Genomic DNA, 24,788 nt, shown 5'->3' on the forward strand with positions numbered 1-24,788 from the left:
AAAGGAAAAAAGAAAGATTGCAATAAAAAATAAGTACTTTTTCATGACTATAAAATTTAATGGTTTATAGTTGGACAGAAAAAGTACTTTATAGTTTAATTCTTTGAGTGCTATCTAGTTATCCTGAGGTATAAATGATAAGGCAGCGCCATTGATGCAATGTCTTTTACCCGTGGTCTCTTTAGGACCATCATCAAATACATGACCTAAATGTCCGCCACAAGTTGCACAGTGCTCTTCAACACGTGTATAACCGAGATTGTTATCGGTGTCGAAAGCAACATTTCCTTCAATTACACGATCAAAACTTGGCCAACCTGTTCCACTGTCGAACTTGTCTTTACCTTTGTAAAGCGGTGTTTGACAAGCTGCACACACATAAGTTCCGGGTTCATAAATCTTGTTTAACGGACTGGTAAAAGCGCGTTCTGTACCGGCTTCTCGCAATACATAATATTGCATTTCGGTAAGTTCTTTCTTCCATTCAGCCTCCGATTTTACAATAGGAAATTCAGCCTCCTGTGTGCTTTTTTTATCCTGAGCTGTAGAATTACAGCTTATAAATAAGATGCTTAAAAATAATAATGATAGCTTTTTCATAGATTATATTGAAATTCTTTCAATATCTGTCGGATTAATATCTAAAACTTTCAATAACTCTTCCATAGAAAGGGTCGTTTTCGCGAATTCTGCGGGTATAACAGCAATACGGAAGATTTGATTATCTAGAAAATCTGGGTGTATTGTAGTAAGATCAAAGTTTCCATCTATCACAAATTGAGCATCAAAGTAAGTGTGATTAAAGCTGTATTCGAAAATGTCACTGGTACCATCCTGATAGAATAAACTTCTTGGTAACGGACTCCAAATGTCAACAACTTCTCCATTTACAGTTTCTGTACCTTCAAAGCGGTACGCTAAAATCACGTCGCTTTCGAACACTTCAATCGGAAATGTGACGAAGGGTGATATAAATGTCAGAGATATTGCATCATAATCAAAATCAACATTGGCTTCAAACACCTGCCCGTAGACTAGTCCTCCCGGTTCTCCCGGAGGTCCCTCTGGGCCTTCACATGATGAAAATAAAATAGTTGAACTTAATGCCAGAAATAGAATAATATGTTTCATAGTAATGTTTTTTTTAAAGATATCAAAAGTTGTTCCAGTTTTTTACAAAGCTACAATTTATATTTTGGCTGAGTTTTTGTTAATCTTATCGAAAATACGATTACATCGCTATGAAAAATTAGTATCTTTTACCTGTAAGTTGCGTAAACTATTTACTTTTATACTTTAAAACGAACACAATGATTTTGAAAAAAACACTCTCCATCCTCGCGGTATTTATTTTGGTAGTAGCATGTACTACAAATCCATTTACCGGAAAGCAAACACTGGCATTAGTGCCCAATTCTCAGATTTTACCAATGGCTTTTCAACAGTATGATGAATTTTTGAATACTAATAAAGTTATTACCGGGACCTCTGATGCAAACATGATAACGAATGTAGGACAGAAAATTTCTATTGCCGCAGAACGTTATTTAACAGCAAACGGCTATGCTGGATATCTAAAGGACTATAAGTGGGAATATAAATTGGTTGATGATCCAGCGGTTAATGCATGGTGTATGCCGGGAGGAAAAATTGTTTTCTACACGGGAATTCTTCCAATTACACAAAATGAAGCAGGTGTAGCTGCGGTTATGGGACATGAAGTAGCTCACGCTTTAGCAAATCATGGTCAGCAACGAATGAGTGCTGATCAATTACAACAAGTAGGTGCAGTAGCAGGAAATATTGCCTTGAGTAATGACCCTAAAAACCAAAACCTTTTCAATCAGGCATATGGTATTGGAAGTGCGGTTGGAGTTATGTTACCGTTTAGCAGAAGTCATGAAACAGAAGCAGATAGAATTGGTTTAACATTGATGGCACTTGCAGGTTACGATCCTATTGTTGCGGCGCAATTATGGGAACGTATGAGTCAGCAAGGGGGAGGCGCTCCGCCTGAAATACTAAGTACACACCCTTCTAATCAGACAAGGATTAACAACATTACGCTATGGGTTCCTGAAGCGAAAGCGGAAGCCGCAAAATTTGGAGTAACCAAATTCAAGAAATAAATAGTTCATTTTTATTTAGTACTTTAGAATCCCGCTATTAAAGCGGGATTTTTTTATTCATACCTGATTCTTTCTGAAGTATGTTGAACAGGTTAAATCTTAACTTTTTTATATGAAGCAAAACCTACCTAAAGGAAGCGCAAAATTACTCAATGCATGGGCCTTCTACGATTGGGCGAATTCGGTATATAGTTTAGTGATTGCCTCTGCAATATTTCCTATCTTTTATGGAGCTCTTACTATTGTTAAAAATGAAGATGGGAGTATTTTAAGTGACACTGTTACATTTCTTGGGTTCGACTTCAATAATGACACCTTAATAAGCATCGTTACAGCAGCGGCCTTTTTAGTGGTTTCAATTCTTAGCCCCTTATTAAGTGGTATTGCAGATTACGTTGGAAACAAAAAGATCTTCATGAAGTTTTTCTGTTATCTGGGAGCAACTTCTTGTATAGGGCTTTACTGGTTCAATATGGATCATTTATGGTTTGGTTTACTCTGCTATTTTCTCGCGTTAATTGGATTCTGGGCGAGTTTAGTATTTTATAATTCCTATTTACCTGATATTGCCTTTAAGGAGCAGCAGGATAAGATTAGTGCGAAAGGATACTCACTTGGTTATATAGGAAGTGTGATCTTATTACTTATTTGTTTAGCGATGATTATGATGTACGATAGCTTCGGATTTGAAAATGAAGCACTTCCTACGCGACTTTCCTTTGTGCTAACAGGTTTATGGTGGATAGGGTTTAGTCAATACACTTATTATCATCTTCCGAAGGGAAATAAACAGGAAAAATTCACCAAAAATCTTTTATTTAATGGCTTTAAGGAGCTAAAACTTATTTGGAATAAGATTAAGAGTGATATTAAATTAAAGCGGTATCTCGGAGCATTTTTTGTCTATAGTATGGCTGTTCAAACAATTATGTTGGTGGCGACCTACTTTGGAATTGAAGAGCTGGATTGGGGTGATACTAATGCAACAACCGGACTTATTGTAAGTATCTTGCTAATTCAATTGGTAGCCGTCCTGGGTGCATTTATTACTTCCAGATCGTCAGCTCGATTTGGAAATATAAATACACTTATTGTTCTAAATCTTATCTGGATCTGCATTTGTGTCTATGCTTTCACGATCACAACACCGTTTCAGTTTTATTTTACAGCGGCATTTGTCGGACTTGTGATGGGAGGAATTCAGTCGCTTTCCAGGTCGACTTATTCGAAGTTTATTCCTGAAAACGCATTAGATACGGCTTCGTACTTTAGTTTTTATGATGTTTCTGAAAAGATTGGAATTGTAATAGGAATGCTAAGTTATGGTTATGTCGCTCAAATAACCGGAAGCATTAGATACGCAATCTTATTTTTTATAGTCTTTTTTATTATAGGTGTAATTTTGCTCCTTAGAGTGCCAAGAAATTCGAATTAATAAACAATTTTTCTTTAAGTTTGCGGTTATTACAAAAGTTAACAAACTACTTATGAAGAAACTCAAACTTTTTAATTGGCTATCTATAACTATTTTAGCATTCCTTATTGTGGGATGTGAAGACGAGCCGTTAACAGGAGAATTTATACAAATTGGCGACCCTACCCAGGTGGAACCAGGTCAATTTAAAGCACAAATAGAAGGAGAGGAATTTCTTGCAACTCTTGCAGGAGCAACGCTATCAAGCGAAAATTTACTTACAATTACAGGAACTAATGACGTGACTGGCGAGACGATTACACTAGTGGCGCAAGAAGGTGGTATTGGAGTTTTTAATCTAATCGCAGGAAGTGGAACCGACAATGGTGCAACTTATTACCCGGCTGGTGCGAACAACCCATATATTTCTACAGGTTCTTTAGGAGGTTCAGGTCAATTGAATATTTCTGAATTAAATAGTACCGAACTAACAATTTCCGGAACATTTAGTTTTATTGGAAAAAGAGCTCAATTAGATGCTAATGGAGATCCCGTTTTAGATTCGAATGGCAATCCGATAGTCGATACAATTTCTGCATCCTTAGGTATTTTCAATGCCATTCCATATGTTCTTGACGACACCGGTGGCGGTGGCGGAGGAGGTGGTGGTACCGGCGACCCTCAAGACGAGTTTTTTGCCTTGATCGAAGGAGTAGAATTTGTAGAAGATACTATAACAACTACTATCACAGCAATTTCTGGTGTCGATATGATGAAAATTGTTGCTAAAACGTCTACAAATGCATTAATCCGAATTGATTTCCCATTATTTTCGGGAGAAGGCACCTTTGATATGGTCGCTATTTCGGATGGTACAGATATAATTGGATTGTACAACTCAAATACTGGAGGAGAGAATTTAACATCCAGCCCTGGAACAATTACCATAACTAACATAGATACAGAAGAAGGTATTGTGGAAGCGACTTTCCAATTTACAGGATCTGACCCATTAGGAGGTGATCCAACTGTTGTCTCTGTTACAGGAGGAAGTTTTACCTTATATTTTGAAGGTATTCCTGGTAGTGGTCCAAGTCCGTTTACGGCCGATGTAGATGGTGTAGCCTATGAGCCGGAAAGTGTGACAATAATTAATTCTGTCTTTTCGGGAACTCCGGTTGTAAATATTATCACGAACACTGTTGACAATAAAAATCTATCGATAATTTTCCCAAAGGATATTGCAGTTGGCACTTATGATATGACCCCTACCCCTTCAACCGGGAATGAGAAAATTGGATCTTATAACCCAGATTTAACTGGTGGTGGGCTTCCATTTTGGTCTAATACGGGTACTCTTACTATTACGAGCTATGATACATTAACTGGTGACATTGAAGGAACTTTTTCATTCACGGCTACGGATCCTTTTGGTGTAAGTCAAGATATTTTTGAAATTACAAACGGAACCTTTTCATTGACGCTTCCGTAGGTATTTACACAATTAAAAAAAGCCTTCTCTATTCCGATACTTGGAATGAGAAGGCTTTTTTGTTTTAAATATAACTTAGCTTATATCGCTTTTATATCTCCTGAGCCTCTTACTTTTTTATCATTAGTTGTTGGGTTTCCAGAGTATTTAATTGTCCCGGAACCGTTTACTCTTGCTTTAAGAGAACTTGATGCGTCGACACTAATGTCACCCGATCCTGAAACATAGGCCTGGGTGTTTGAAGACTTAAGAGATTTCCCTTCAAAATCACCACTTCCGGTTACTTTTACTTCAAGTATATCTGCAGTACCTGAAAGGGTCATATCACCGGAGCCTGTTACTTTTGCATTTACATTGGAACTATCGATAGATAAAACAATATCACCGGAACCTGTTAAACTTGATTCGAACATGTTACTTTTAATAGTATCCTTAGACGACACATCGCCCGATCCAACCAAACTTACGGCGCTTATTTCTTTAAACGGAACTGTTACATGAATCCCTTTTTTTGAATTAAACGAAACATTGTTTATAATTTTGATGATGAGTGTATTCCCATCGGAAGAAATTTCTACTATTTCGTGCAGATTGTCATCGGTGGTTACACTTATAGATCCCTCCGATCCGCTTTCGAGATGTACATCCATAGAGCCTACAACGTTAATTTTGTCGTAATCTGAAGTAGATGTCGTTTCAGTTGTTACATTGCCACTTCCAGTGATAAATTTTCCTTTTTGTGCGGTTGCTTCAGAAAAACTGATTAGTGTGAGCGCTACCGCCATTGTTATTTTTGCTATTGTTTTCATTGTTTGATGGATTTACCGGATACAAATTACTTTGTTTTCCGAAGTTAGTTAAACATTAATTTTTATAAAAAGTGACGCCCCCGTAATTCGATTTAATTCGAATCGTATTGCCGCTATTTTTTTTCCCGTGATATCCAGCATAGTCTTTTCTTGAACTATGCTTATCCGATTTTGTAACGATTACGTCATCCTCTCCGCTAAATCCGGCATAGGTAAGATCTACATAAAAATCAAAATTATAATCGTGAGAAAAACCAAGTTTGATTCCTGTGTATTCGGCATTTATGGTTACATTTTTTGCACTGCCCATAAGCCGTTCAATCTTTATTGAACCATAATCGGTATTTAAATTTACGCCACCCTTGACACTTCCAATACGATTCGTTACATAGTCACCACGTCCTATAATGTCATTCGCTTTTCCGATAGACACCTTCCCATAATCACAATTATAATTGATGTTTCCCACCTCGAAAATTTCTGATTGTGTATAATCTGCCGTCAATTCAAGATTGCCTGCTTTTTCTAAGGTGAAGTCTGAATAATCTGCGTTTATCTTTCCATTTTTAAGATAGGCAATAGTGGATTTATTAGTATAGTCGAAATTAAGATCGTTATTATCAGACATTAATTCTCCGATCAGTAATTGACCATAGTCACAATCAATTCGCGCATCTCCTTCTAGTCTGTTGATGCTTACTACACCATAATCGTTATCCAAATCAACCGAATTAGTAACAGGAAGTTTAATGGTGTAATGTACTTCCATGGAAACATGCGATTTACTATTTCCCCAAATTTTCCATGAATCTTTACTTGTATTGAAAATGGTTTTAGCAGAAACCTGCGATGAAGATGCCGTAAACTCTATGGTAATATCATCCAGTTTCTTTTGTGCTTTTTCCTCACTGTCTGATGATGTTTTAATACGAACCTCAATGACAGTTCGGTTTTCGCTCCAAGTGACAATGTCAATATTACCATAACTGTTATTTACCAACAAGAGCGCATTTTTATTCACCTTAAATTCTTTTTTAATGGTTTTTTCCTTAGAATAACCATCACCTCCTTTCACAGAATTGGCCATAACCAAGACCGGAAGTAAGATTAAGATACAAGTGTTATATAGTAGTTTCATTTCGATAAGTGTTTAGAATTTTAATTTCTTCTATTTTTTCAATAACCTGCTCCAGAAGTTCAATTCTGCTTTGAAAGTTGGAAATCATAGCGTAGATCACTCGCTTATCATTCCCGCTAGCTGCAAGGTCCTTTTTAAGTCCTTCATAATTTGATTCAAGGATTTCGATTTGTCGAAGCGCATCTGTAACTAATTCTTTAGAATGTGGATCTTCAAAACTTTTTAATTTTGCCAATTCATCGTTGATGGTTGTGGTAAAGAAGGATTGAGTTTGCTTCATTTCGGCCGAAACGCTCGCCAAATCTGTTTCTACAGCTTCTGTTTTCATAAACATAGAACCGATGGCAAGAATTACAGCGATCGTTGCTGCGATGGAAAGTGGTTTCCACCAGTTCAATTTTCTTACAGTAGGTTCTTGCTTCTTATTCAGTTTCTCAAGAAACCTTTTTTGATGATTATTAGGAGTTTCATGTACATCAAAACTTCCTTCCAATCCTTCAAATAGCTTTTCTATAGTATTTTTTTTCATGTTGTTACAATTAATTTTTTTCGCAAACTTTCCTTAGCCCTTGAAATCATTGTTCTGCAATTTGCATTTGTAATCTTTAAAATGTCACAGATCTCTTCATAATCAAACCCCTCAATAAAATGTAGCGTTAAAACAGCACGATAATTTTCATTTAAGGATTCCATACATCGCATTACTTCTGAAGCTTTAGTGTGTGTGTAATCTTCGTCTGTTAAGCCGTCATAGCTTTCGTCAATTTCATCTTTTATTCCTTCCTCAGGCCATCCCACAAATCTTTTCGATTTCTTGTATTGAGTGATGGCGTTGTTAACTACAATTCGCTTTAACCAAGACCCAAAAGTTGCGTCTCCTTTAAAAGAACTCAACTTTGCAAATGCAGTAATAAACGATTCCTGCATAACATCTTCAGCTTCAGCACTATCTTTTACTATACGTACTGCGACATTGAACATAGCTTTTTGATAGCGGTTATACACTTCCAATTGAGCCATTTGATTTTCATTCTGGCAAAGAACAAGTAACGATTCGATATTCTGTTTGGTTAGTGTCAAAAAATCTGTTGTTTGGTATAAAGATACTCCTTGCTTCGATTTGTTACACTTTATTGTTTTTTTTTCTGAAGTTATTCTGAAGTGGTTGCTAAATCCTGATATTCGCAGATTAATTAAATGCTACAAAGCGTCTGAAGCATTCGTAAAAGTGATTTGTCTACTTCTGAAACTTCTATGACTTTACAATCCTTTGTGAAAAAAAGTGCTTTCTTATATATGAAGCTTCAGCTATAAAAGAATGTAGAGATAGGGTGGCATAAATGTTGACTTATATACTATAGTACGATATAAAATAGCTGTGTTTCAGCTGTTTTCAGAAAAGAAACTATTATAAATTAAAAGTATAAAGGTTGTGTTGCACTAAATTGTGACACAATGTCTTAAATCAATATATGGCTAAATCAAAATTAACTTCAATAGACAGTTTGTCATTACAAGATCTACAGGATGATGCAGAATTTATTCCTTTAATGACTACAGAAGATGAAGAAGCAATGGATAATGAGGAGTTACCAAAAGTTTTACCAATTCTTCCCTTACGAAATACTGTTTTATTCCCAGGTGTTGTTATTCCAATTACGGCTGGACGCGATAAATCGATAAAACTGATTAATGAAACAAATAAAGGAAACAAGATTATTGGTGTAGTTTCCCAAAAAGAAGAGGAAAAAGAGGAACCGGGAATTGAGGATATCAACGCTACAGGAACAGTTGCTAAGATTCTTCGTGTACTAAAAATGCCAGATGGTAATACAACCGTCATTATACAGGGGACAAAACGTTTTCAGGTTTCTGAAGTAATTACAACCGAACCTTACTTAACGGCAACGATCGTTGATGTAGCAGAGGCGAAACCAGCAAGAGAGAGTGCTGAGTTTAAAGAAATTATAATTTCCATAAGAGAATTAGCGCTAAAGATCATAAAAGATAGTCCGAATATCCCTTCGGAGGCTTCGTTCGCAATAAAGAACATTAAAAGTGATTCTTTTCTAATCAACTTTGTTTCTTCGAACCTCAATATTTCAGTTAAAGAGAAACAAAAACTCCTTGAAATAAACGACTTGAAAGAGCGTGCCATGGAAACACTTCGTTATATGAATCTCGAGCTGCAAAAGTTGTCACTTCGCAATGATATTCAGTCGAAGGTACATAGTGATATCAATCAGCAGCAGCGTGAGTACTTCTTGCATCAACAAATGAAGACTATTCAGGAAGAGTTGGGCGGGAACAATTCTGAAGCAGAAATAGAAGAAATGCGTGCTCGGGCGAAATCCAAAAATTGGAATAAAGAAGTCGAAACTCACTTTACTAAAGAGCTCGCAAAATTACAACGCATGAACCCACAGGTGGCCGAGTTTAGCATTCAGAGGAATTATCTGGATCTGATGCTCGAGCTTCCATGGAATGAATACAGCGTTGATAAATTCGATTTAAAACGTGCCAGAAAAATTCTGGATAGGGATCATTATGGTCTTGACGATGTTAAAAAGAGAATCATTGAGTATCTGGCAGTTCTAAAGCTTAGAAACGATATGAAATCGCCTATTCTCTGTCTTTACGGACCTCCGGGAGTTGGAAAGACATCATTAGGTAAATCTGTAGCTGAGGCTTTAGGTAGAAAATATGTTCGTATGTCGCTAGGTGGATTGAGAGATGAAGCAGAGATTCGCGGGCATCGTAAAACCTATATTGGTGCTATGCCGGGACGTATTATAAAAAGTCTTAAAAAGGCAGGAACAAGCAATCCTGTTTTTGTATTGGACGAGATAGATAAGTTATCGGTAGGTAGTCAGGGGGATCCTTCGTCTGCAATGCTTGAAGTTTTAGATCCAGAGCAGAACAATTCGTTTTATGATAATTTCCTTGAACTTGGTTTCGACCTGTCGAAGGTAATGTTTATAGCTACTTCAAATAGTTTAAGTACCATTCAGCCGGCGTTGAGAGATCGTATGGAGATCATCAACGTTTCTGGATATACGATTGAAGAGAAGGTAGAGATCGCAAAACGACATTTACTTCCGAAGCAATTGGAAGAACACGGTCTTAAAAAGAAACATCTGTTAATCGCTAAACCACAACTAGAAAAGATCGTGGAAGGCTATACTCGTGAAAGCGGAGTGCGTAGCTTAGAAAAGCAGATTGCAAAAATGGTGCGATATGCTGCCATGAATATTGCGATGGAGGAGGAATATGTAGTGAAAGTAACTAACGATGTAATTATTGAAGTATTAGGCGCTCCAAGATTGGAACGTGACAAATATGAAAATAATGATGTAGCGGGAGTTGTTACTGGCCTTGCATGGACTCGTGTTGGAGGAGATATACTGTTCATCGAATCGATCTTATCTAAAGGAAAAGGGTCGTTAAATATGACCGGGAACCTCGGTAAGGTGATGAAAGAATCAGCGACAATTGCACTTGAGTATATTAAATCGAATGCTGATGTGCTAGGGATTAATCCGGAAGTATTTGAAAAGTACAATGTACATATTCATGTACCGGAAGGAGCTACGCCGAAAGATGGTCCGAGTGCGGGAATTACCATGTTAACCTCTCTTGTTTCCTTGTTTACGCAAAGAAAAGTGAAGAAAAGCATCGCCATGACTGGTGAAATTACGTTAAGAGGAAAGGTACTACCTGTTGGCGGAATCAAAGAGAAAATTCTTGCTGCCAAGCGTGCCCGAATTAAAGAAATCTTATTATGTGAAGACAACCGACGAGACATTGAGGAAATTAAACCCGAATATCTCAAAGGCTTGAAATTTCACTATGTAAAGGAGATGAGCGATGTATTGACATTAGCACTTACAAAGGAGAAGGTGAAAAATGCTAAGAAGCTTTAATATTTAATTTAAATGAGGAAATCTTAAATATAAGTTTTTCTGTCTGTTCGAGCGCAGTCGAGAACTCTAAGCTTATTTAATAGTAAGTGGGTGTCTATTGCGCTCGATCTGACATTTAATATGATTTATTTTAATAGATAGCTTCTCTACACATCGTTTTTATTCAATACTGTAAACTCTTTTTAGTACGCTGAAAATAAATTATACTTGCATTCGTTTTAACTCAGGAATACGTATATCGTCCCAATGAACCAAAAGGTTTTGTTCTTTATTACCTCACTTTTACTCGCTACTTCAAGTATAGCGCAGATTGGTGGACGATCTACTTATCAATTTCTGAATCTGGTAAATTCCCCAAGACAAGCTGCTTTAGGTGGAAAAGTGGTGACAAATTACGATTACGACCCAACTCAGGGGCTTTTTAACCCTGCATCGATTAATCCTGAAATGGATAATCAGTTGTCGCTTAATTACACTAATTATATTGGTGATGTAAATTATGGAACCGCTGCCTATGCTTATTTATGGGATAGACGAACGCAGGTTTTACATGTCGGAGCCAATTATGTGAACTACGGAAACTTTGCAGGCTACGACGAACAGGGAAATGCTACAGATAGCTTTAGTGGGAGTGAAGTGGCACTTTCTGTTGGACATGCACGAAATATCGCGTTTACAGATTTTCATGTAGGAGGAAACTTGAAGATTATTTCATCCACTTTAGAAAACTATTCTTCTTATGGAGTTGCGCTGGATATTGGTGTGATGTATGTTTATGAAGATTGGGATCTAAATATTACCGGTGTTGCACGAAATTTAGGGACTCAAATAAAACCTTATGAAACTCAAATTGAGAATCTTCCTTTTGAACTTATCTTCGGAATCTCCCAAACACTTGAGAACATCCCTATCCGTTGGCATTTCACTTTAGAGAATATGCAGCAATGGAATATCGCTTTTGCCAACCCGAATAGGGCACAGGTAGATTTGGAAGGTAATGTAACTGATGAAAAAATTAATTTTATCGACAATGCATTTCGCCATATGATCCTCGGAATTGAAATATTTCCAGAAAGCGGATTTAACCTTCGTCTTGGGTATAACCTTCGTCGCGGAGAGGAACTTCGAATCATAGAGAAACGCGCGTTTGCAGGTCTTAGCGCAGGCTTTTCCATAAAATTTAATTATTTAAGATTGAGTTATTCTTATTCAAAATATAGTTCTGCAGCCACTTCTAGTTTTTTCGGATTAAACATAAACCTTCAATAATGAGCAAAATTACCATTGCTATAGACGGTTATTCTTCCACAGGAAAAAGTACGGTAGCACGTCAATTAGCCGATTGGTTGGAATATGTATATGTGGATAGTGGTGCGATGTACAGGGCAGTTACGCTTTTTGCACTTCGGAAGGGATTCATTTCGGAAACACAATTCGATAAACAGAAGTTAATTGATAGTTTGCCGGAAGTTACGTTGGAGTTCAGAAAAAATGCCGAAGGAAAAGCCGAGATCTTTCTGAAGGGTGAAAATGTTGAAAAACAGATAAGAACCATGGAAGTTTCGGAGTATGTAAGTCCGATTGCAACTGTTTCTGAAGTAAGAAGAAAGCTGGTGGAACAGCAACAACGAATGGGAGAGGGGAAAGGCGTTGTTATGGATGGTCGTGATATAGGGACCGTCGTTTTTCCAAATGCCGAATTAAAAATATTTATGAATGCTTCAGCCGAAACCCGGGCTAGCCGTCGTTTCAAAGAACTTCAAGATAGAGGTGACAAAGTAACTTTTAATGAAGTGCTTGAAAACGTAAAGGAACGCGATCATATAGATTCCACTAGAAAAGATTCTCCTTTACGCAAAGCAGGCGATGCCATTGAAGTCGACAACAGCGAGATGAACCTGGAAGATCAGTTTCACACCATACTGCAATTAGCGAAAGACCGTATTGCTGGTAGAATCTAAAAAAATGTTCAATTATCATTGATAAATACTCAATCTCTGTCAGTTTGAGTGACTTCTCGATACAATCCGCCGCTGGCGGATCACTCGAAGTGACACTTGTATTATATTTTATAGATTAGCTTAACGACCTTCGTCAGTTCGAGTAATCCGCAGCGTATTCTAAGCATTAATTTGGACCATAGTCAGTTCGAGTGAATTGTAAGCTGCGATAGCGAGCTTGGAATTTGTATCGAGAACAACATCCCCCAACCCCCTTCGAAGGGGGCTTTTATTTGATTATATAATTACGAAATAAACTTATACGTTTCCTCCCCTTATTTCAAGGGGAGGTGCCAACAGCGGAGGGGTTTTTTAAAGTAATAATGCAATATCTTTTAGCACTAATATGTAAATAAGTTAATCCACTTTCAAAAACTTCAACACCTCGTCTCCTTCCGCATTATAAAGATGTAGTTGAAGATTTTCAATTTTATAGGAAGTAACAGCACCCATAGCTTTCATATAGGCACTTGGAAGTTTCATATCAGGGCACATCATTTTGGTGCCACCCATTTTTCCGAAGGAAATAGAAGTAGCATCTAAGCTTTCAATACTTCCGAAGATCGCATTACAACCATCATTACCGCCAATACGCTTTTCAGAAACAAAGATTTCAAGCATGGGAAAACTCTGACGGTCATTAGATTCTTCACGCTTAATTTCTTCACCGTTCAACGCGTTTAAAGCCCAAATATCATGGAGTTGAGTGGAGGGGTTTGTGTCGGGCTTTGTCATGCTTTTATTAGAATTACAAGAAAAAGTAAAGGTTGCTATAAGTGCAATAGATAGTATATATTTTAAAGACATAAGAATCTGATTTTTATATAAAAGTAAAGAGCAAGAAACGATCCAAAAAACATTTATCAAAAATTTAAGCTTTCCGAAGATAAACCCTTTGAAAATAGAAAGATAAATAGTATTTTTGCACCCCTCTTAGGCAGAAATGCTTTCGAGTTTCAAGTCCTTTTAGCAACAAGACCGGATTAAAAGGCAGTCAAAACAAAAACTATAAAAACCCTTCTGTGGGATAGTTGCAGTAAAATCTGGTAAGAACACAGAATACAAAACCGTCCGAGACGATTTTATTTTAAATTGAAAGGACGCAATTTACAAAATGGCTGATAAAGCAAACAAAGAAGAAGCTACAGTAGAAAAAAAAGCTACTAAAGCAAAAAAAGAAACAACCGCTAAGAAACCTGCAAAGGAGAAAAAAGTTGAAGAAACTGTAGCTGTTGAAGAAGTTGCAACTGAAACAGTTGAAAAAGACTCAAAACCTAAGGAAGAAGTTGCAACTGAAACAGTTGAAAAAGACTCAAAACCTAGGAAAGAAGTTGCGACTGAAGATGTTGAAAAAGACTCAAAACCTAAGGAAGAAGTTTCTCTTAAAGAGAGCAATCCTGAAAAATTCTTAACAGATTTTAACTGGCACAACTACGAAGAGGGAATCGACCCTGTAGATGATGGTAAGTTAGAAGAATTCGAAAAATTAGTTGCCGCAAACTTTGTAGATACTTTAGATGATGAAGTAGTAGATGGTACTGTAGTATTTATCACAGACCGTGATGCTATTATCGATATCAACGCAAAGAGTGAAGGTGTAGTTTCTCTAAATGAGTTCCGTTACAATCCGGATCTTAAGGTTGGAGATACTGTTGAAGTATTAATTGATGTACGTGAAGACAGTACAGGACAATTAATCCTTTCTCACCGTAAGGCTAGAACAATAAAAGCTTGGGATCGCGTAAATGCGGCTCACGACGAAGCTACTATCGTTAATGGTTTTGTGAAATGCAGAACTAAAGGTGGTATGATCGTAGATGTTTTCGGTATTGAAGCATTCTTACCGGGATCGCAAATCGATGTGAAGCCTATCCGTGATTACGATATCTATGTTGGAAAAACAATGGAATTCAAAGTGGTTAAAATTAATCACGAATTCAAAAACGTTGTTGTATCGCATAAAGCGCTTATCGAAGCAGATATCGAAGAGCAGAAAAAAGAAATTATCGGACAGCTTGAAAAAGGTCAGGTACTTGAAGGTGTGGTTAAAAATATCACTTCTTACGGAGTATTCGTTGATCTTGGTGGTGTTGATGGTTTGGTACATATTACAGACCTTTCTTGGTCTCGTATCAATCACCCGAATGAGATCGTTGAGCTTGATCAGAAACTGAATGTTGTAATCCTTGACTTCGATGAAGACAAGACACGTATTCAATTAGGTCTTAAGCAATTGAACGCTCATCCTTGGGATGCTTTAGGTGAGGAACTTAAAGTTGGTGACAAAGTAAAAGGTAAGGTAGTTGTAATCGCTGATTACGGTGCATTTATCGAAGTTGCTGAAGGTGTTGAAGGTCTTATCCACGTTAGCGAAATGTCTTGGTCTACGCACTTGCGTAGCGCTCAGGATTTCGTAAATGTTGGTGATGAGGTTGAAGCAGTTGTATTGACTATGGACCGTGAAGAGCGCAAGATGTCTCTTGGTATCAAGCAAATGACTCCAGACCCATGGACTGATATTACTAAGAAGTATCCAGTAGGATCTAATCATAAAGGTATCGTTCGTAACTTCACTAACTTCGGTGTATTTGTCGAGTTAGAAGAAGGAATCGACGGTCTTATCTATATTAGTGATCTTTCTTGGACTAAGAAAATCAAGCATCCAAGTGAGTTCACAAATATTAGTGATACACTAGAGGTTGTTGTGTTAGAATTGGATGTTGAAGGTCGTAAGCTAAGCTTAGGTCACAAGCAAACAATGGATAACCCTTGGGATAAGTACGAAGCTGAATTCGGATTGGGAACTAAGCACACTGCTGCTATCGACGAGATCGTTGATAAAGGAGCTGTGATTAACTTCAATGAAGATATTTCTGCTTTCGTTCCAACACGTCATCTTGAAAAGGAAGACGGGAACATGCTTAAGAAAGGTGAAGAAGCAGAATTCCAAATTATTGAGTTCAACAAAGAATTCAAGAAAGTGGTAGCATCTCACATGGCAATCCATAAAGAAGAAGAAGCGAAGATTGTGAAGCAAGCTGCTAAGAAGCAAGCTGCACAAGCAGATGAAGCAAAACCTACATTAGGGGATGCTAACTCAGCACTTCAAGCTCTTAAAGATAAAATGGACGGGAAGAAGTAATTCTCATACATTTTAAATAATTTGAAAGCCTTTCAGAAATGAGAGGCTTTTTTTATACAATACTTCGAAGCTTTAGCGCAGAAGTATTTGGGCGTTCCGTAAAGTAGCCGTGAAGTAGAGCAGAGCTCACTTCACGACACTTCACGACCGGGCTTTCGGTCATACGCGGTATTTCCCTCTATCCCTAACGCGGGAAACCCCTCCGCCTTCGGCACCTCCCCTTAAAATAAGGGGAGGAAAGTTTTAATCTAAAGTCAAATTAAATAATGATATTTCCTCCCCTCAATGAGGGGAGGTGCCCAAAGGGCGGAGGGGTCTTTTAAGTCACCCCCAATCTTTTACTGTAATTACTTAAAAAAATAGTAAATTTGTATCCTGAATAATCATTCAGACTACCCTATGAGCCAAAAAGTGTTATTAAACGCAACCGAAGTGCACATTGCGCTTCAACGTCTGGCTTGTCAATTAATTGAAAATCACGATACTTTCGAAAATACCGTTTTAATTGGAATCCAGCCCAGAGGCGTATTCCTGGCAGAAAGACTGAAAAGTATTCTTGAATCCGATTATAAAATGAAAGATCTCAAGTTAGGGTATTTAGACATTACTTTTTACCGAGATGACTTCCGAAGAAGTAATAAGATCCTTGAAGCAAACAAAACAAAAATTGATTTTGTTATTGAAGATAAAAAACTAGTGTTTATCGATGATGTGTTGTACACTGGGAGGAGTATACGCTCTGCATTAACAGCCGTGCAATCATTTGGGCGCCCGATGGAGATTGAGCTCTTAACGCTGATCGATAGGCGATTTAGCCGTCATTTACCCATTCAACCGGATTATAGAGGAAGACAGGTAGACGCCATAGGAGATGAAAAAGTAAAAGTGTGTTGGAAAGAACAAGATGGAGAAGATGCGGTATACTTGGTAAATAACTAAGGTTATTACGCCATAGGCTTTGGGCTATAAGCTATAGGCGCCTAAAGCATAAAGCATATCGCCTATAGCGTTTTTTAGAAAAAAACTAATGAAAGAACTAAGTGTAAATCACTTATTAGGAATTAAATACATCACCGAAGATGACATTCATCTCATTTTCGAAACGGCAGATCATTTTAAGGAAGTGATCAATCGTTCCATTAAAAAAGTTCCATCACTTAGAGATATTACAATCGCCAATCTCTTTTTCGAGAACAGTACAAGAACCCGTCTTTCGTTCGAATTAGCAGAAAAAAGACTATCGGCAGACGTCATTAATTTCTCTGCTGCTTCATCATCTGTAAAGAAAGGGGAAACACTTATTGATACCGTAAATAACATCCTGTCTATGAAAGTAGATATGGTTGTAATGCGCCACCCAAATCCGGGAGCCGGGGTGTTTCTTGCAAAACATGTAAATGCCAGTATTGTAAATGCCGGAGATGGCGCACATGAGCACCCAACCCAAGCCTTGTTGGATTCGTATTCGATTCGTGAAAAGTTAGGAGATGTGGCAGGAAAAAAGGTGGTGATTGTTGGCGATATATTACATTCAAGAGTAGCATTATCTAATATTTTTGCACTTCAAAAGCTTGGAGCAGAAGTTAAAGTATGTGGGCCTAAAACACTATTACCTAAATATATAGATAAAATTGGAGTAGGAGTGGAAGGCAATTTACGTAAAGCGTTAGAATGGTGTGATGTTGCTAATATGCTTCGTGTTCAAAACGAACGGATGGACATCAGTTATTTCCCAACAACTAGAGAATACACCCAACAATATGGAGTGAATAAAGCACTGCTCGACTCCTTAAATAAAGAAATTGTTGTAATGCACCCCGGGCCTATAAATAGAGGGGTGGAGATTACAAGTGACGTTGCCGATAGCAAACAGGCTATCATCTTGGATCAGGTGCAGAATGGAGTGGCTGTAAGAATGGCGGTATTGTATTTGCTCGCTTCTAAAATAAAACCCCATGAAGATTAAAAAACACGATAATTACATCATACTACAAGATGAAAGAGATGATATTAACGATTTCGTTTCTTATCTGGAGCGCATCGTGCCTGCCAAATACGCCGATGACAATTTGGTAATCGATCTAATAAAATATACATCACTGGAATTAACGCAATTGCTGCTCTTATTGAAACTATCCAACTATCATAGATCCACAAAACATTCGTTTGTAATAGTAAACGATACTATTGACGTTGATGACATCCCTATGGAGATGATCGTTGTTCCAACATTATTGGAAGCAGGGGATATCGTTGAAATGGAGGAGATAGAACGGGATCTGGGCTTTTGAGCTTTCAGTTTGCTGTCAAAAAATTAGTTTACAGTCTCAATTTTCAGTTTACCGATAAAATATTTAAATTTACTTTTAAATACTGACCACTGACCACTGACCACTGCGACTGACCACTAAAAAGCTAAAGTAATTTTAGAATAAAAATCATGAAGTTGACGATTCTTGGCTGTCATTCTGCTACTCCGCGCTGGGATGCTCATCCAACGTCGCAAGTATTGGAAATCAAAGGGCATTTGTTTTTGATTGATTGCGGGGAAGGAACTCAGGTGCAATTACGAAAATGCAAGGTAAAGTTCGCTCGAATCAGACATATTTTTATTTCACATTTGCATGGAGATCATTTCTTCGGATTGGTAGGCTTAATCTCTACCTTTCGATTGCTGGGGAGAGAAGCAGAGCTGAATGTTTATGGCCCAAAAGGCATCAAGGAAGCAATTACACTTCAGTTGAAGTTAGGTAATTCATGGACCAATTACCCTTTATTATTTCACGAATTAGATAGCAAAGAACCGGAACTTTTGTTTGAAGACGATAAAGTTTCCGTAGCGTCTATTCCACTAAAACACAGAGTTTATACCAACGGATTTCTTTTCAGAGAAAAACCAGGAGAACGAAAGCTGGATATAAATGCGGTGAAAGAGGCTAATGTTAATATGAGTTATTACCACAAAATAAAACAAGGCTTTGATGTTGTTAATGAAGATGGAATTACGATCGATAACAGTAAGATTACTCTGGATCCGGAACCTTCTAAATCGTATGCATTCTGTAGTGACACCGTGTATTTTCCGGAAATAATTCCGCAGATAACAAATATCACAACCCTGTATCATGAATCTACTTTTTTAAAAGAACATCAGGAATTAGCAATTAAAACCAAGCATAGTACAGCATTAGAGGCTGCTACGATTGCTTCTGAAGCGAATGTGGGCACTCTTATTCTAGGACATTATTCGGGGCGCTATGGGAACTACGAACACTTCAGAAAAGAGGCAAATGAAGTCTTTGAAAATGTAGAATTAGCAGAAGACGGGAAGGTTTTTAAGCTGTAGTATATTTTATTTAGATTCTAACGTATGGCTTTTTCGATAATTTCTTTCCTGAAAATAAGTACAATTAATTTAACTCAAATTTAAATTCCTACTTTTTTAAATCTTTACGCAAAACTCGTAACTTGCAATAAACTTACCCTATGAAGGAGAATTTGCATCAAGACCGAAAATCGTACGAAAAAGGAACGCTTTCGGAAGCAACAGTGGATATAAATCCGTTTCAGCAGTTTCGTTCCTGGTTTCATGAGACTAAGAATTCTGGTGGCGTTGATGAGGCAAATGCAATGACGCTAACGACGATTGATCTGCATGGTTTTCCGAGGGGAAGAGTAGTATTGTTAAAAAAATATGACGAACTCGGATTCTATTTCTACACCAATTACAACAGTGAAAAAGGAAAATCAATAGCTCTAAATAATAAAGTATCTATATCCTTTTTTTGGCCTAATTTAGAGCGACAAATCATTATAAAAGGAAGGGCTTTAAAAACTTCGGAAGCAGATTCTGAAAACTATTTTCATTCACGTCCTAAAGGGAGTCAGTTGGGAGCAATAGTGAGTCAGCAGAGTTCGGTGGTAGCAAATAGGGAGGTTCTTGAGGTAAAGTTGAAGGAATTGGAGGAGGCCTATGAAGGCAAAGAAATTCCGAAGCCGGAAGATTGGGGAGGATTTCTAGTAAAACCCATGGAATTTGAATTCTGGCAAGGCCGCCCAAACAGATTACACGACCGAATACGATATCGGCTAAAGGGACATGATTGGATTATTGAACGACTGGCACCATAGATTTAGCTTTAAGCTTTAAGCTGTAGGCCAAAAAAACACATAAATTTATCCTTACTTAAATTGAGCACATGAAAACACTTTACATGGTTCGTCATGCTAAATCCTCTTGGGAACATGACGTCATTGATCATCAAAGACCTTTAAAAAAAAGGGGGGAAGAAGATGCAACTCTGGTTTCAGAAAAAGTGAAATCAGAAATTGTGGCTCCTGAGAAGATAATTAGCAGTGATGCAACGCGAGCTCTCACTACAGCCCTATATTTTAAGGAAGCTTTAAATGTAGGAGTAGACAATTTTATTACAAATCATGATCTGTACGATTTTGGAGGTGAAAATGTTATGCAAATAATAAATGGATTAGATGATAACTGGGAAAAGGTAATGATCGTGGGGCATAATCATGCTTTTACTTCTATTGCAAATATGTTGGGAAACAAGTATATTGATAATCTACCAACCTGCGGATTTGTAATGATTGAATTCGATGCAGAAAAATGGGAGAATGTAAAAAGAGGGACTACTGTTAAAACAATATTCCCGAGAGATTTAAAATAATGACAGAAAAAATAGAACCGGAAAGCAATACAAAAAACCAGTACCAAAATCGAGAATTGAGCTGGTTACAGTTTAATGCCAGAGTACTTCAGGAAGCGGCAGACGAATCGGTTCCCTTGATTGAAAGACTGCGATTTATTGGTATTTTTTCAAATAATTTGGATGAATTCTTTAAAGTACGTTATGCTACTCTTAAACGAATCGTGGAAGCTGGTAAAGGTGGTAGAAGCTTTTTGGGTGGTATTTCAGCAAAAGAATTGATGGAGGAGATCACTAAGACGGTGATCGATCAACAAAAGAATAGTTTGCGAATACTAAGACAAATTAATCATAAGTTAAAAGAAGAGAATATTTTTATTATTGATGAAACTCAGGTAACTGAGAGTCAGAGTGAATTTATTTCAGATTATTTTATTAGGAAAGTGAGCCCTGCCATGGTAACTATCATGATAGGAGAACTGGAAGCTTTTCCAAGTTTAAAGGATAGTGCCGCTTATCTGGCTGTAAAAATGGTGATGAAGAAGGAAGATGAGACTTTTATAACCAAATATAATTACGCCCTTATTGAAATTCCGAGATCTATTGAACGTTTCGTTGTACTTCCGAAAGAAGGTGACAAACAATTCATCATAATTTTAGATGATCTCATTAGATACTGTCTTGATAATCTCTTCAGTATCTTTAATTATAAGAGTATTACAGCTCATATGATTAAAATCACTAGAGATGCCGAGCTTGATATTGACAGTGATTTAAGTAAAAGTTTTATTGATAAGATATCCAAAAGTGTTAAAAATAGGAGCGTGGGTGATCCCGTTCGTTTTGTATATGATAAAAAGATAGAAGATTCTACACTTAAATTCTTACTTCATAAGATGGGAATTGACAAGACCGACAGTCTTATTCCTGGTGGTCGCTATCACAATCGGAGAGATTATATGTCTTTTCCAAGTATGGGACGTCCCGACTTACAGTATGAGCCAAAGAACCCGGTTCCTATTGCAGGTTTAAGTTTAAAAGGAAGTCTTCTCGATAAAATTGCCGAAAAGGATTATTTGCTTCATGCACCTTATCAGACGTTTTCTTATGTAATCAAATTCTTACGAGAAGCAGCTTTAGATCCAAACGTAAAGACTATAAAGATTACTATTTACCGTCTTGCACAAGTGTCGCACATTGCTAGTTCCTTGATAAATGCCGTGAAAAATGGGAAGCAAGTAACAGTTCAAATTGAATTACAGGCACGATTTGATGAAGAGGCAAATATATTTTATGCCGAACAGATGCAGAGTGAGGGTGTTCAATTAATCTTTGGAGTTTCAGGATTAAAAGTACATTGCAAAACTTGTCTAATAGAGCGTTTAGAAAATAAAAAGATTAAACGATATGCTTTGGTTAGTACAGGTAACTTTAATGAATCAACTGCCAGAATCTATACAGATTACACTTTGTTTACTTCAAATCAAAAAATTTGCAAAGAGATTAACAAGGTATTCGATTTCTTTGAGGTGAATTACAAGGTAAAAAAATATGAACATCTCATTGTTTCACCACATTATACCAGGAATGCAATTTATCATCTGATACACAACGAAATAGAGAATAAAAAACGTGGGCTACCTAATGGAATTAAATTAAAACTAAATAGTTTATCCGATTTTAAAATGATCGATAAACTATATGAAGCAAGTAGAGCCGGGGTTTCAATAAAATTGATTGTAAGAGGTATCTGTTGCTTGATCCCAGGTGTAAAGGGTATGAGTGAGAATATAGAGGCAATCAGTATTGTGGGGAAATTTTTGGAACACCCTCGATTGTTTATCTTTGAAAACGCAGGGGATCCTAAAGTTTATATCTCGTCTGCCGATTTTATGGGGAGAAATCTCGATAATAGAGTTGAGATTACCTGTCCGTTATACGATGCCGATATTAGACAACAGATTCTAGAGATGTTTGAAATTGGTTGGAGTGACAATGTAAAAGCAAGGGTTATTACAAGTGCTCACGACAACGCATATCGCAGCAATGATAAGATTAAAGTGCGTTCACAACTCGCGATGTACGACTATTATTTAAATAAACTTCAAAGTAAAGAACTTGTTGAAAATTGAAAAATACGGCGCAGTAGATATTGGTTCGAATGCCATTCGTTTACTAGTAGCAACGGTTATAGAACAAAAAGGAAAAGACACACTTTTTAAGAAGACATCATTGGTTAGAGTGCCAATTCGATTAGGAACGGATGTGTTTATGACCGGTAAAATTTCATTGAAAAATGCCGCCAGAATGATCGATGCTATGAATGCTTTTCGATTATTAATGAATACACATAACGTGACAAGATATAAAGCATGTGCTACTTCAGCCATGCGTGAAGCCGGGAATGGAGCTGAGATAGCAGAAATTATAGAACAAAAAACAGGTATTAAAATAAATATCATTGACGGCGACGATGAAGCGACTATTATAGCATCGACCGATCTTAAATCTCTTATTCAAAAGGACCGGGTTTTTCTTTACGTAGATGTTGGCGGCGGAAGTACCGAACTAACCGTATTTGCTAACGGTCATAAAGTGGATTCTCATTCATTCAAAATAGGTACTGTACGTCTTTTGAACGATATGGTTGAGGAAACGAAGTGGCAGGAAATGGAAGAATGGATCAAGGAAAAAACGAAACCTTATAAAAAAGTTGAAGTTATTGGTTCAGGAGGAAACATAAACAGTATCTTCAAAAACAGTGGAAAAAAAGCAGGTTCAGCACTTAGCTATTTTTATTTAGTTTCCTTCTATGAGCTTATAAAATCATATACTCAGGATGAGCGAATTGTAGAAATGGATATGAATCCAGACCGGGCCGATGTAATTGTACCGGCTACTAGAATATATTTGTCTGCCATGAAATGGAGTCACTCCAAGAACATTTACGTGCCTAAAATTGGTCTTTCAGACGGAATTATTAAGAGTTTGTATAATGAGAAATTAGAGGAGATTACACTGCAGAAGTAGCAACTTCTCGCTCCAACCTTACTTGAGCTCTCATCTGCTTTATTGTTAGTGTACTGCCGTCATGACTCCAGCCTGGAGGCCCGAAGATATACATGAATTTATGATACCAGTTTTTCGATTTTTTGGTGTCGTTCCATATGTCACGGTACTCATGTGTTAAAATTACCCATATGTTATAAGAGTTTGGCGGGTGAGATACTCCGTATTCAATATCGATATCATCATCAAGTTCTTTCCAGGTCCCAAAAATCTTATCGAATATATTAAGAAAACCACCATGATTTTTATCCATATATTCCAGGTTTTTGGCATGATGTACTTGGTGCATGGTATGAGTATTAAAGATTTTTTCTATGATTCCCATCTTCGGAATAAACACCGAATGCAACTGAAATTGCCATAAAGCTTCAATTCCCAAACATACTACAAGCATTTCCGGCGGAAAACCTATAGCGCAAATCCACATATAAAAGAATGGTTTGTATAATATGGTAAACCAACCGTTTCTAACAGCAGTTCCTAAATTGAAATTATCTGAAGAATGATGAACTATATGAGCAGCCCAGAAAAATCGAACCATATGGTTCTGACGGTGAAACCAATAATAACTGAAGTCATCTAATAACTGACAAAGAATCCAAACATACCAAGCATATCCAAAAGACTCCCATCCCATGATATTTGTTCGTATACCGTTTACTTCTGGATTAAATACCTCATAAACAAAATTGAAAATTACAATTGCAGAAACTGTTTTTAAAAGTGGGGCTAATATGGCAGATCCAAGACCCATCGATAAACTGGATCTCAAGTCTTTCCATTTGTAAAGTTCTTTGTGATCGTGTGTTTTGCTGTACGTAAGCTCAAGTAATATAAATCCTAAAAAACAAGGAACTCCATATACCAGCGGGTTCGTAAAATCCATGCAAAAATCAAATTAAATTAAAAAAATAGGCCGCCATAATAAAAATTAGGAGTCCCGCAAGATACCAAAATAGAATGGGATTGTTAAGATTGATTAAAAATATTGAACAAAAATTCATCCAT

23 protein-coding genes are annotated in these 24,788 nt (G+C 37.1%); 15 read left to right on the plus strand and 8 right to left on the minus strand.

Features of this window, described 5'->3' with window-relative positions; all coding sequences use genetic code 11:
* Positions 1-114 precede the first annotated feature (114 nt).
* Both msrB and BXY75_RS05040 read right to left on the minus strand, forming a co-directional pair.
* A complete protein-coding gene (msrB, locus tag BXY75_RS05035) occupies positions 115-600 on the minus strand; it encodes a peptide-methionine (R)-S-oxide reductase MsrB (protein WP_121906638.1) in 486 nt (161 codons plus the stop codon).
* 3 nt (positions 601-603) lie between these two features.
* Entirely contained in the window at positions 604-1,131 is a 528-nt protein-coding gene (locus BXY75_RS05040; RefSeq protein ID WP_121906639.1) for a collagen-like protein, read from the minus strand.
* 179 nt (positions 1,132-1,310) lie between these two features.
* Here BXY75_RS05040 and BXY75_RS05045 point away from each other — a divergent pair, with 179 nt between their 5' ends.
* The 3 genes from BXY75_RS05045 (at position 1,311) to BXY75_RS05055 (ending at position 5,035) form a co-directional block, all read left to right on the plus strand.
* Positions 1,311-2,129, plus strand: a complete 819-nt coding sequence (locus BXY75_RS05045) for a M48 family metallopeptidase (RefSeq protein ID WP_121906640.1) — start codon at positions 1,311-1,313, stop codon at positions 2,127-2,129.
* A 112-nt stretch (positions 2,130-2,241) separates the two neighbouring features.
* Positions 2,242-3,564, plus strand: a complete 1,323-nt coding sequence (locus tag BXY75_RS05050; protein ID WP_121906641.1) for an MFS transporter — start codon at positions 2,242-2,244, stop codon at positions 3,562-3,564.
* Positions 3,565-3,616: 52 nt separating this feature from the next.
* Positions 3,617-5,035 carry a DUF6252 family protein gene (locus BXY75_RS05055; protein WP_121906642.1) on the plus strand — a complete coding sequence of 473 codons (1,419 nt, stop codon included), beginning with the start codon at positions 3,617-3,619 and terminating at the stop codon, positions 5,033-5,035.
* Positions 5,036-5,115: 80 nt separating this feature from the next.
* On the opposite strand, the gene BXY75_RS05060 is transcribed toward BXY75_RS05055, so the two are convergent.
* Genes BXY75_RS05060 through BXY75_RS05075 form a run of 4 tightly spaced genes read right to left on the minus strand, consistent with a single transcriptional unit; the run spans position 5,116 to position 8,062 of the window.
* Positions 5,116-5,844, minus strand: a complete 729-nt coding sequence (locus BXY75_RS05060) for a head GIN domain-containing protein (protein WP_121906643.1) — start codon at positions 5,842-5,844, stop codon at positions 5,116-5,118.
* Between the two features lie 55 nt (positions 5,845-5,899).
* The gene (locus tag BXY75_RS05065; protein ID WP_121906644.1) at positions 5,900-6,982 is read right to left on the minus strand and encodes a hypothetical protein; all 1,083 of its coding nucleotides are present in this window, start codon (positions 6,980-6,982) and stop codon (positions 5,900-5,902) included.
* On the minus strand, positions 6,966-7,511 hold the full coding sequence (locus BXY75_RS05070; protein WP_121906645.1) for a hypothetical protein: 546 nt from the start codon (positions 7,509-7,511) through the stop codon (positions 6,966-6,968). The genes BXY75_RS05065 and BXY75_RS05070 overlap by 17 nt, the downstream gene beginning before the upstream one ends.
* Positions 7,508-8,062: an RNA polymerase sigma factor gene (locus tag BXY75_RS05075; RefSeq protein ID WP_121906646.1), complete on the minus strand. Its 555-nt coding sequence runs from the start codon at positions 8,060-8,062 to the stop codon at positions 7,508-7,510. The genes BXY75_RS05070 and BXY75_RS05075 overlap by 4 nt, the downstream gene beginning before the upstream one ends.
* A gap of 392 nt (positions 8,063-8,454) precedes the next feature.
* Here BXY75_RS05075 and lon point away from each other — a divergent pair, with 392 nt between their 5' ends.
* From lon to cmk, 3 genes are all read left to right on the plus strand, one after another.
* Entirely contained in the window at positions 8,455-10,905 is a 2,451-nt protein-coding gene (gene lon / locus BXY75_RS05080) for an endopeptidase La (protein WP_121906647.1), read from the plus strand.
* 246 nt (positions 10,906-11,151) lie between these two features.
* Positions 11,152-12,174, plus strand: coding sequence for a type IX secretion system protein PorQ (porQ, locus tag BXY75_RS05085; RefSeq protein WP_121906648.1), 1,023 nt, complete (start codon positions 11,152-11,154; stop codon positions 12,172-12,174).
* On the plus strand, positions 12,174-12,866 hold the full coding sequence (gene cmk / locus BXY75_RS05090) for a (d)CMP kinase (RefSeq protein WP_121906649.1): 693 nt from the start codon (positions 12,174-12,176) through the stop codon (positions 12,864-12,866). The genes porQ and cmk overlap by 1 nt, the downstream gene beginning before the upstream one ends.
* A 396-nt stretch (positions 12,867-13,262) precedes the next feature.
* On the opposite strand, the gene BXY75_RS05095 is transcribed toward cmk, so the two are convergent.
* The gene (locus BXY75_RS05095) at positions 13,263-13,712 is read right to left on the minus strand and encodes an META domain-containing protein (RefSeq protein WP_121906650.1); all 450 of its coding nucleotides are present in this window, start codon (positions 13,710-13,712) and stop codon (positions 13,263-13,265) included.
* Between the two features lie 307 nt (positions 13,713-14,019).
* Here BXY75_RS05095 and rpsA point away from each other — a divergent pair, with 307 nt between their 5' ends.
* The 9 genes from rpsA to BXY75_RS05140 all read left to right on the plus strand — a co-directional run bounded on the left by rpsA (position 14,020) and on the right by BXY75_RS05140 (position 23,741).
* Positions 14,020-16,047: a 30S ribosomal protein S1 gene (rpsA, locus tag BXY75_RS05100; protein WP_121906651.1), complete on the plus strand. Its 2,028-nt coding sequence runs from the start codon at positions 14,020-14,022 to the stop codon at positions 16,045-16,047.
* A 399-nt stretch (positions 16,048-16,446) separates the two neighbouring features.
* Entirely contained in the window at positions 16,447-16,986 is a 540-nt protein-coding gene (gene pyrR / locus BXY75_RS05105; protein WP_121906652.1) for a bifunctional pyr operon transcriptional regulator/uracil phosphoribosyltransferase PyrR, read from the plus strand.
* Positions 16,987-17,074: 88 nt separating this feature from the next.
* Positions 17,075-18,013: an aspartate carbamoyltransferase catalytic subunit gene (locus BXY75_RS05110; RefSeq protein WP_121906653.1), complete on the plus strand. Its 939-nt coding sequence runs from the start codon at positions 17,075-17,077 to the stop codon at positions 18,011-18,013.
* Positions 18,003-18,338 (plus strand): ribonuclease Z, encoded by a 336-nt coding sequence (locus tag BXY75_RS05115; RefSeq protein WP_121906654.1) that lies wholly within the window; start codon positions 18,003-18,005, stop codon positions 18,336-18,338. The genes BXY75_RS05110 and BXY75_RS05115 overlap by 11 nt, the downstream gene beginning before the upstream one ends.
* A gap of 149 nt (positions 18,339-18,487) precedes the next feature.
* Positions 18,488-19,393 carry a ribonuclease Z gene (locus tag BXY75_RS05120; RefSeq protein ID WP_121906655.1) on the plus strand — a complete coding sequence of 302 codons (906 nt, stop codon included), beginning with the start codon at positions 18,488-18,490 and terminating at the stop codon, positions 19,391-19,393.
* A 140-nt stretch (positions 19,394-19,533) separates the two neighbouring features.
* The gene (gene pdxH, locus BXY75_RS05125; RefSeq protein WP_121906656.1) at positions 19,534-20,178 is read left to right on the plus strand and encodes a pyridoxamine 5'-phosphate oxidase; all 645 of its coding nucleotides are present in this window, start codon (positions 19,534-19,536) and stop codon (positions 20,176-20,178) included.
* Positions 20,179-20,246: 68 nt separating this feature from the next.
* Complete coding sequence (locus BXY75_RS05130) at positions 20,247-20,732, plus strand: SixA phosphatase family protein (protein WP_121906657.1); 486 nt, start codon at positions 20,247-20,249, stop codon at positions 20,730-20,732.
* Positions 20,732-22,843 (plus strand): polyphosphate kinase 1, encoded by a 2,112-nt coding sequence (gene ppk1, locus BXY75_RS05135; RefSeq protein ID WP_121906658.1) that lies wholly within the window; start codon positions 20,732-20,734, stop codon positions 22,841-22,843. The genes BXY75_RS05130 and ppk1 overlap by 1 nt, the downstream gene beginning before the upstream one ends.
* A complete protein-coding gene (locus BXY75_RS05140; RefSeq protein ID WP_121906659.1) occupies positions 22,830-23,741 on the plus strand; it encodes a Ppx/GppA phosphatase family protein in 912 nt (303 codons plus the stop codon). The genes ppk1 and BXY75_RS05140 overlap by 14 nt, the downstream gene beginning before the upstream one ends.
* Here the strand turns inward: BXY75_RS05140 and BXY75_RS05145 are convergent.
* The gene (locus tag BXY75_RS05145) at positions 23,725-24,666 is read right to left on the minus strand and encodes a sterol desaturase family protein (RefSeq protein ID WP_121906660.1); all 942 of its coding nucleotides are present in this window, start codon (positions 24,664-24,666) and stop codon (positions 23,725-23,727) included. The two genes, BXY75_RS05140 and BXY75_RS05145, sit on opposite strands and share 17 nt — an antisense overlap.
* Positions 24,667-24,788: the final 122 nt, after the last annotated feature.

Source organism: Ulvibacter antarcticus (genome assembly GCF_003688405.1).
GTDB classification, from domain to species: domain Bacteria; phylum Bacteroidota; class Bacteroidia; order Flavobacteriales; family Flavobacteriaceae; genus Ulvibacter; species Ulvibacter antarcticus.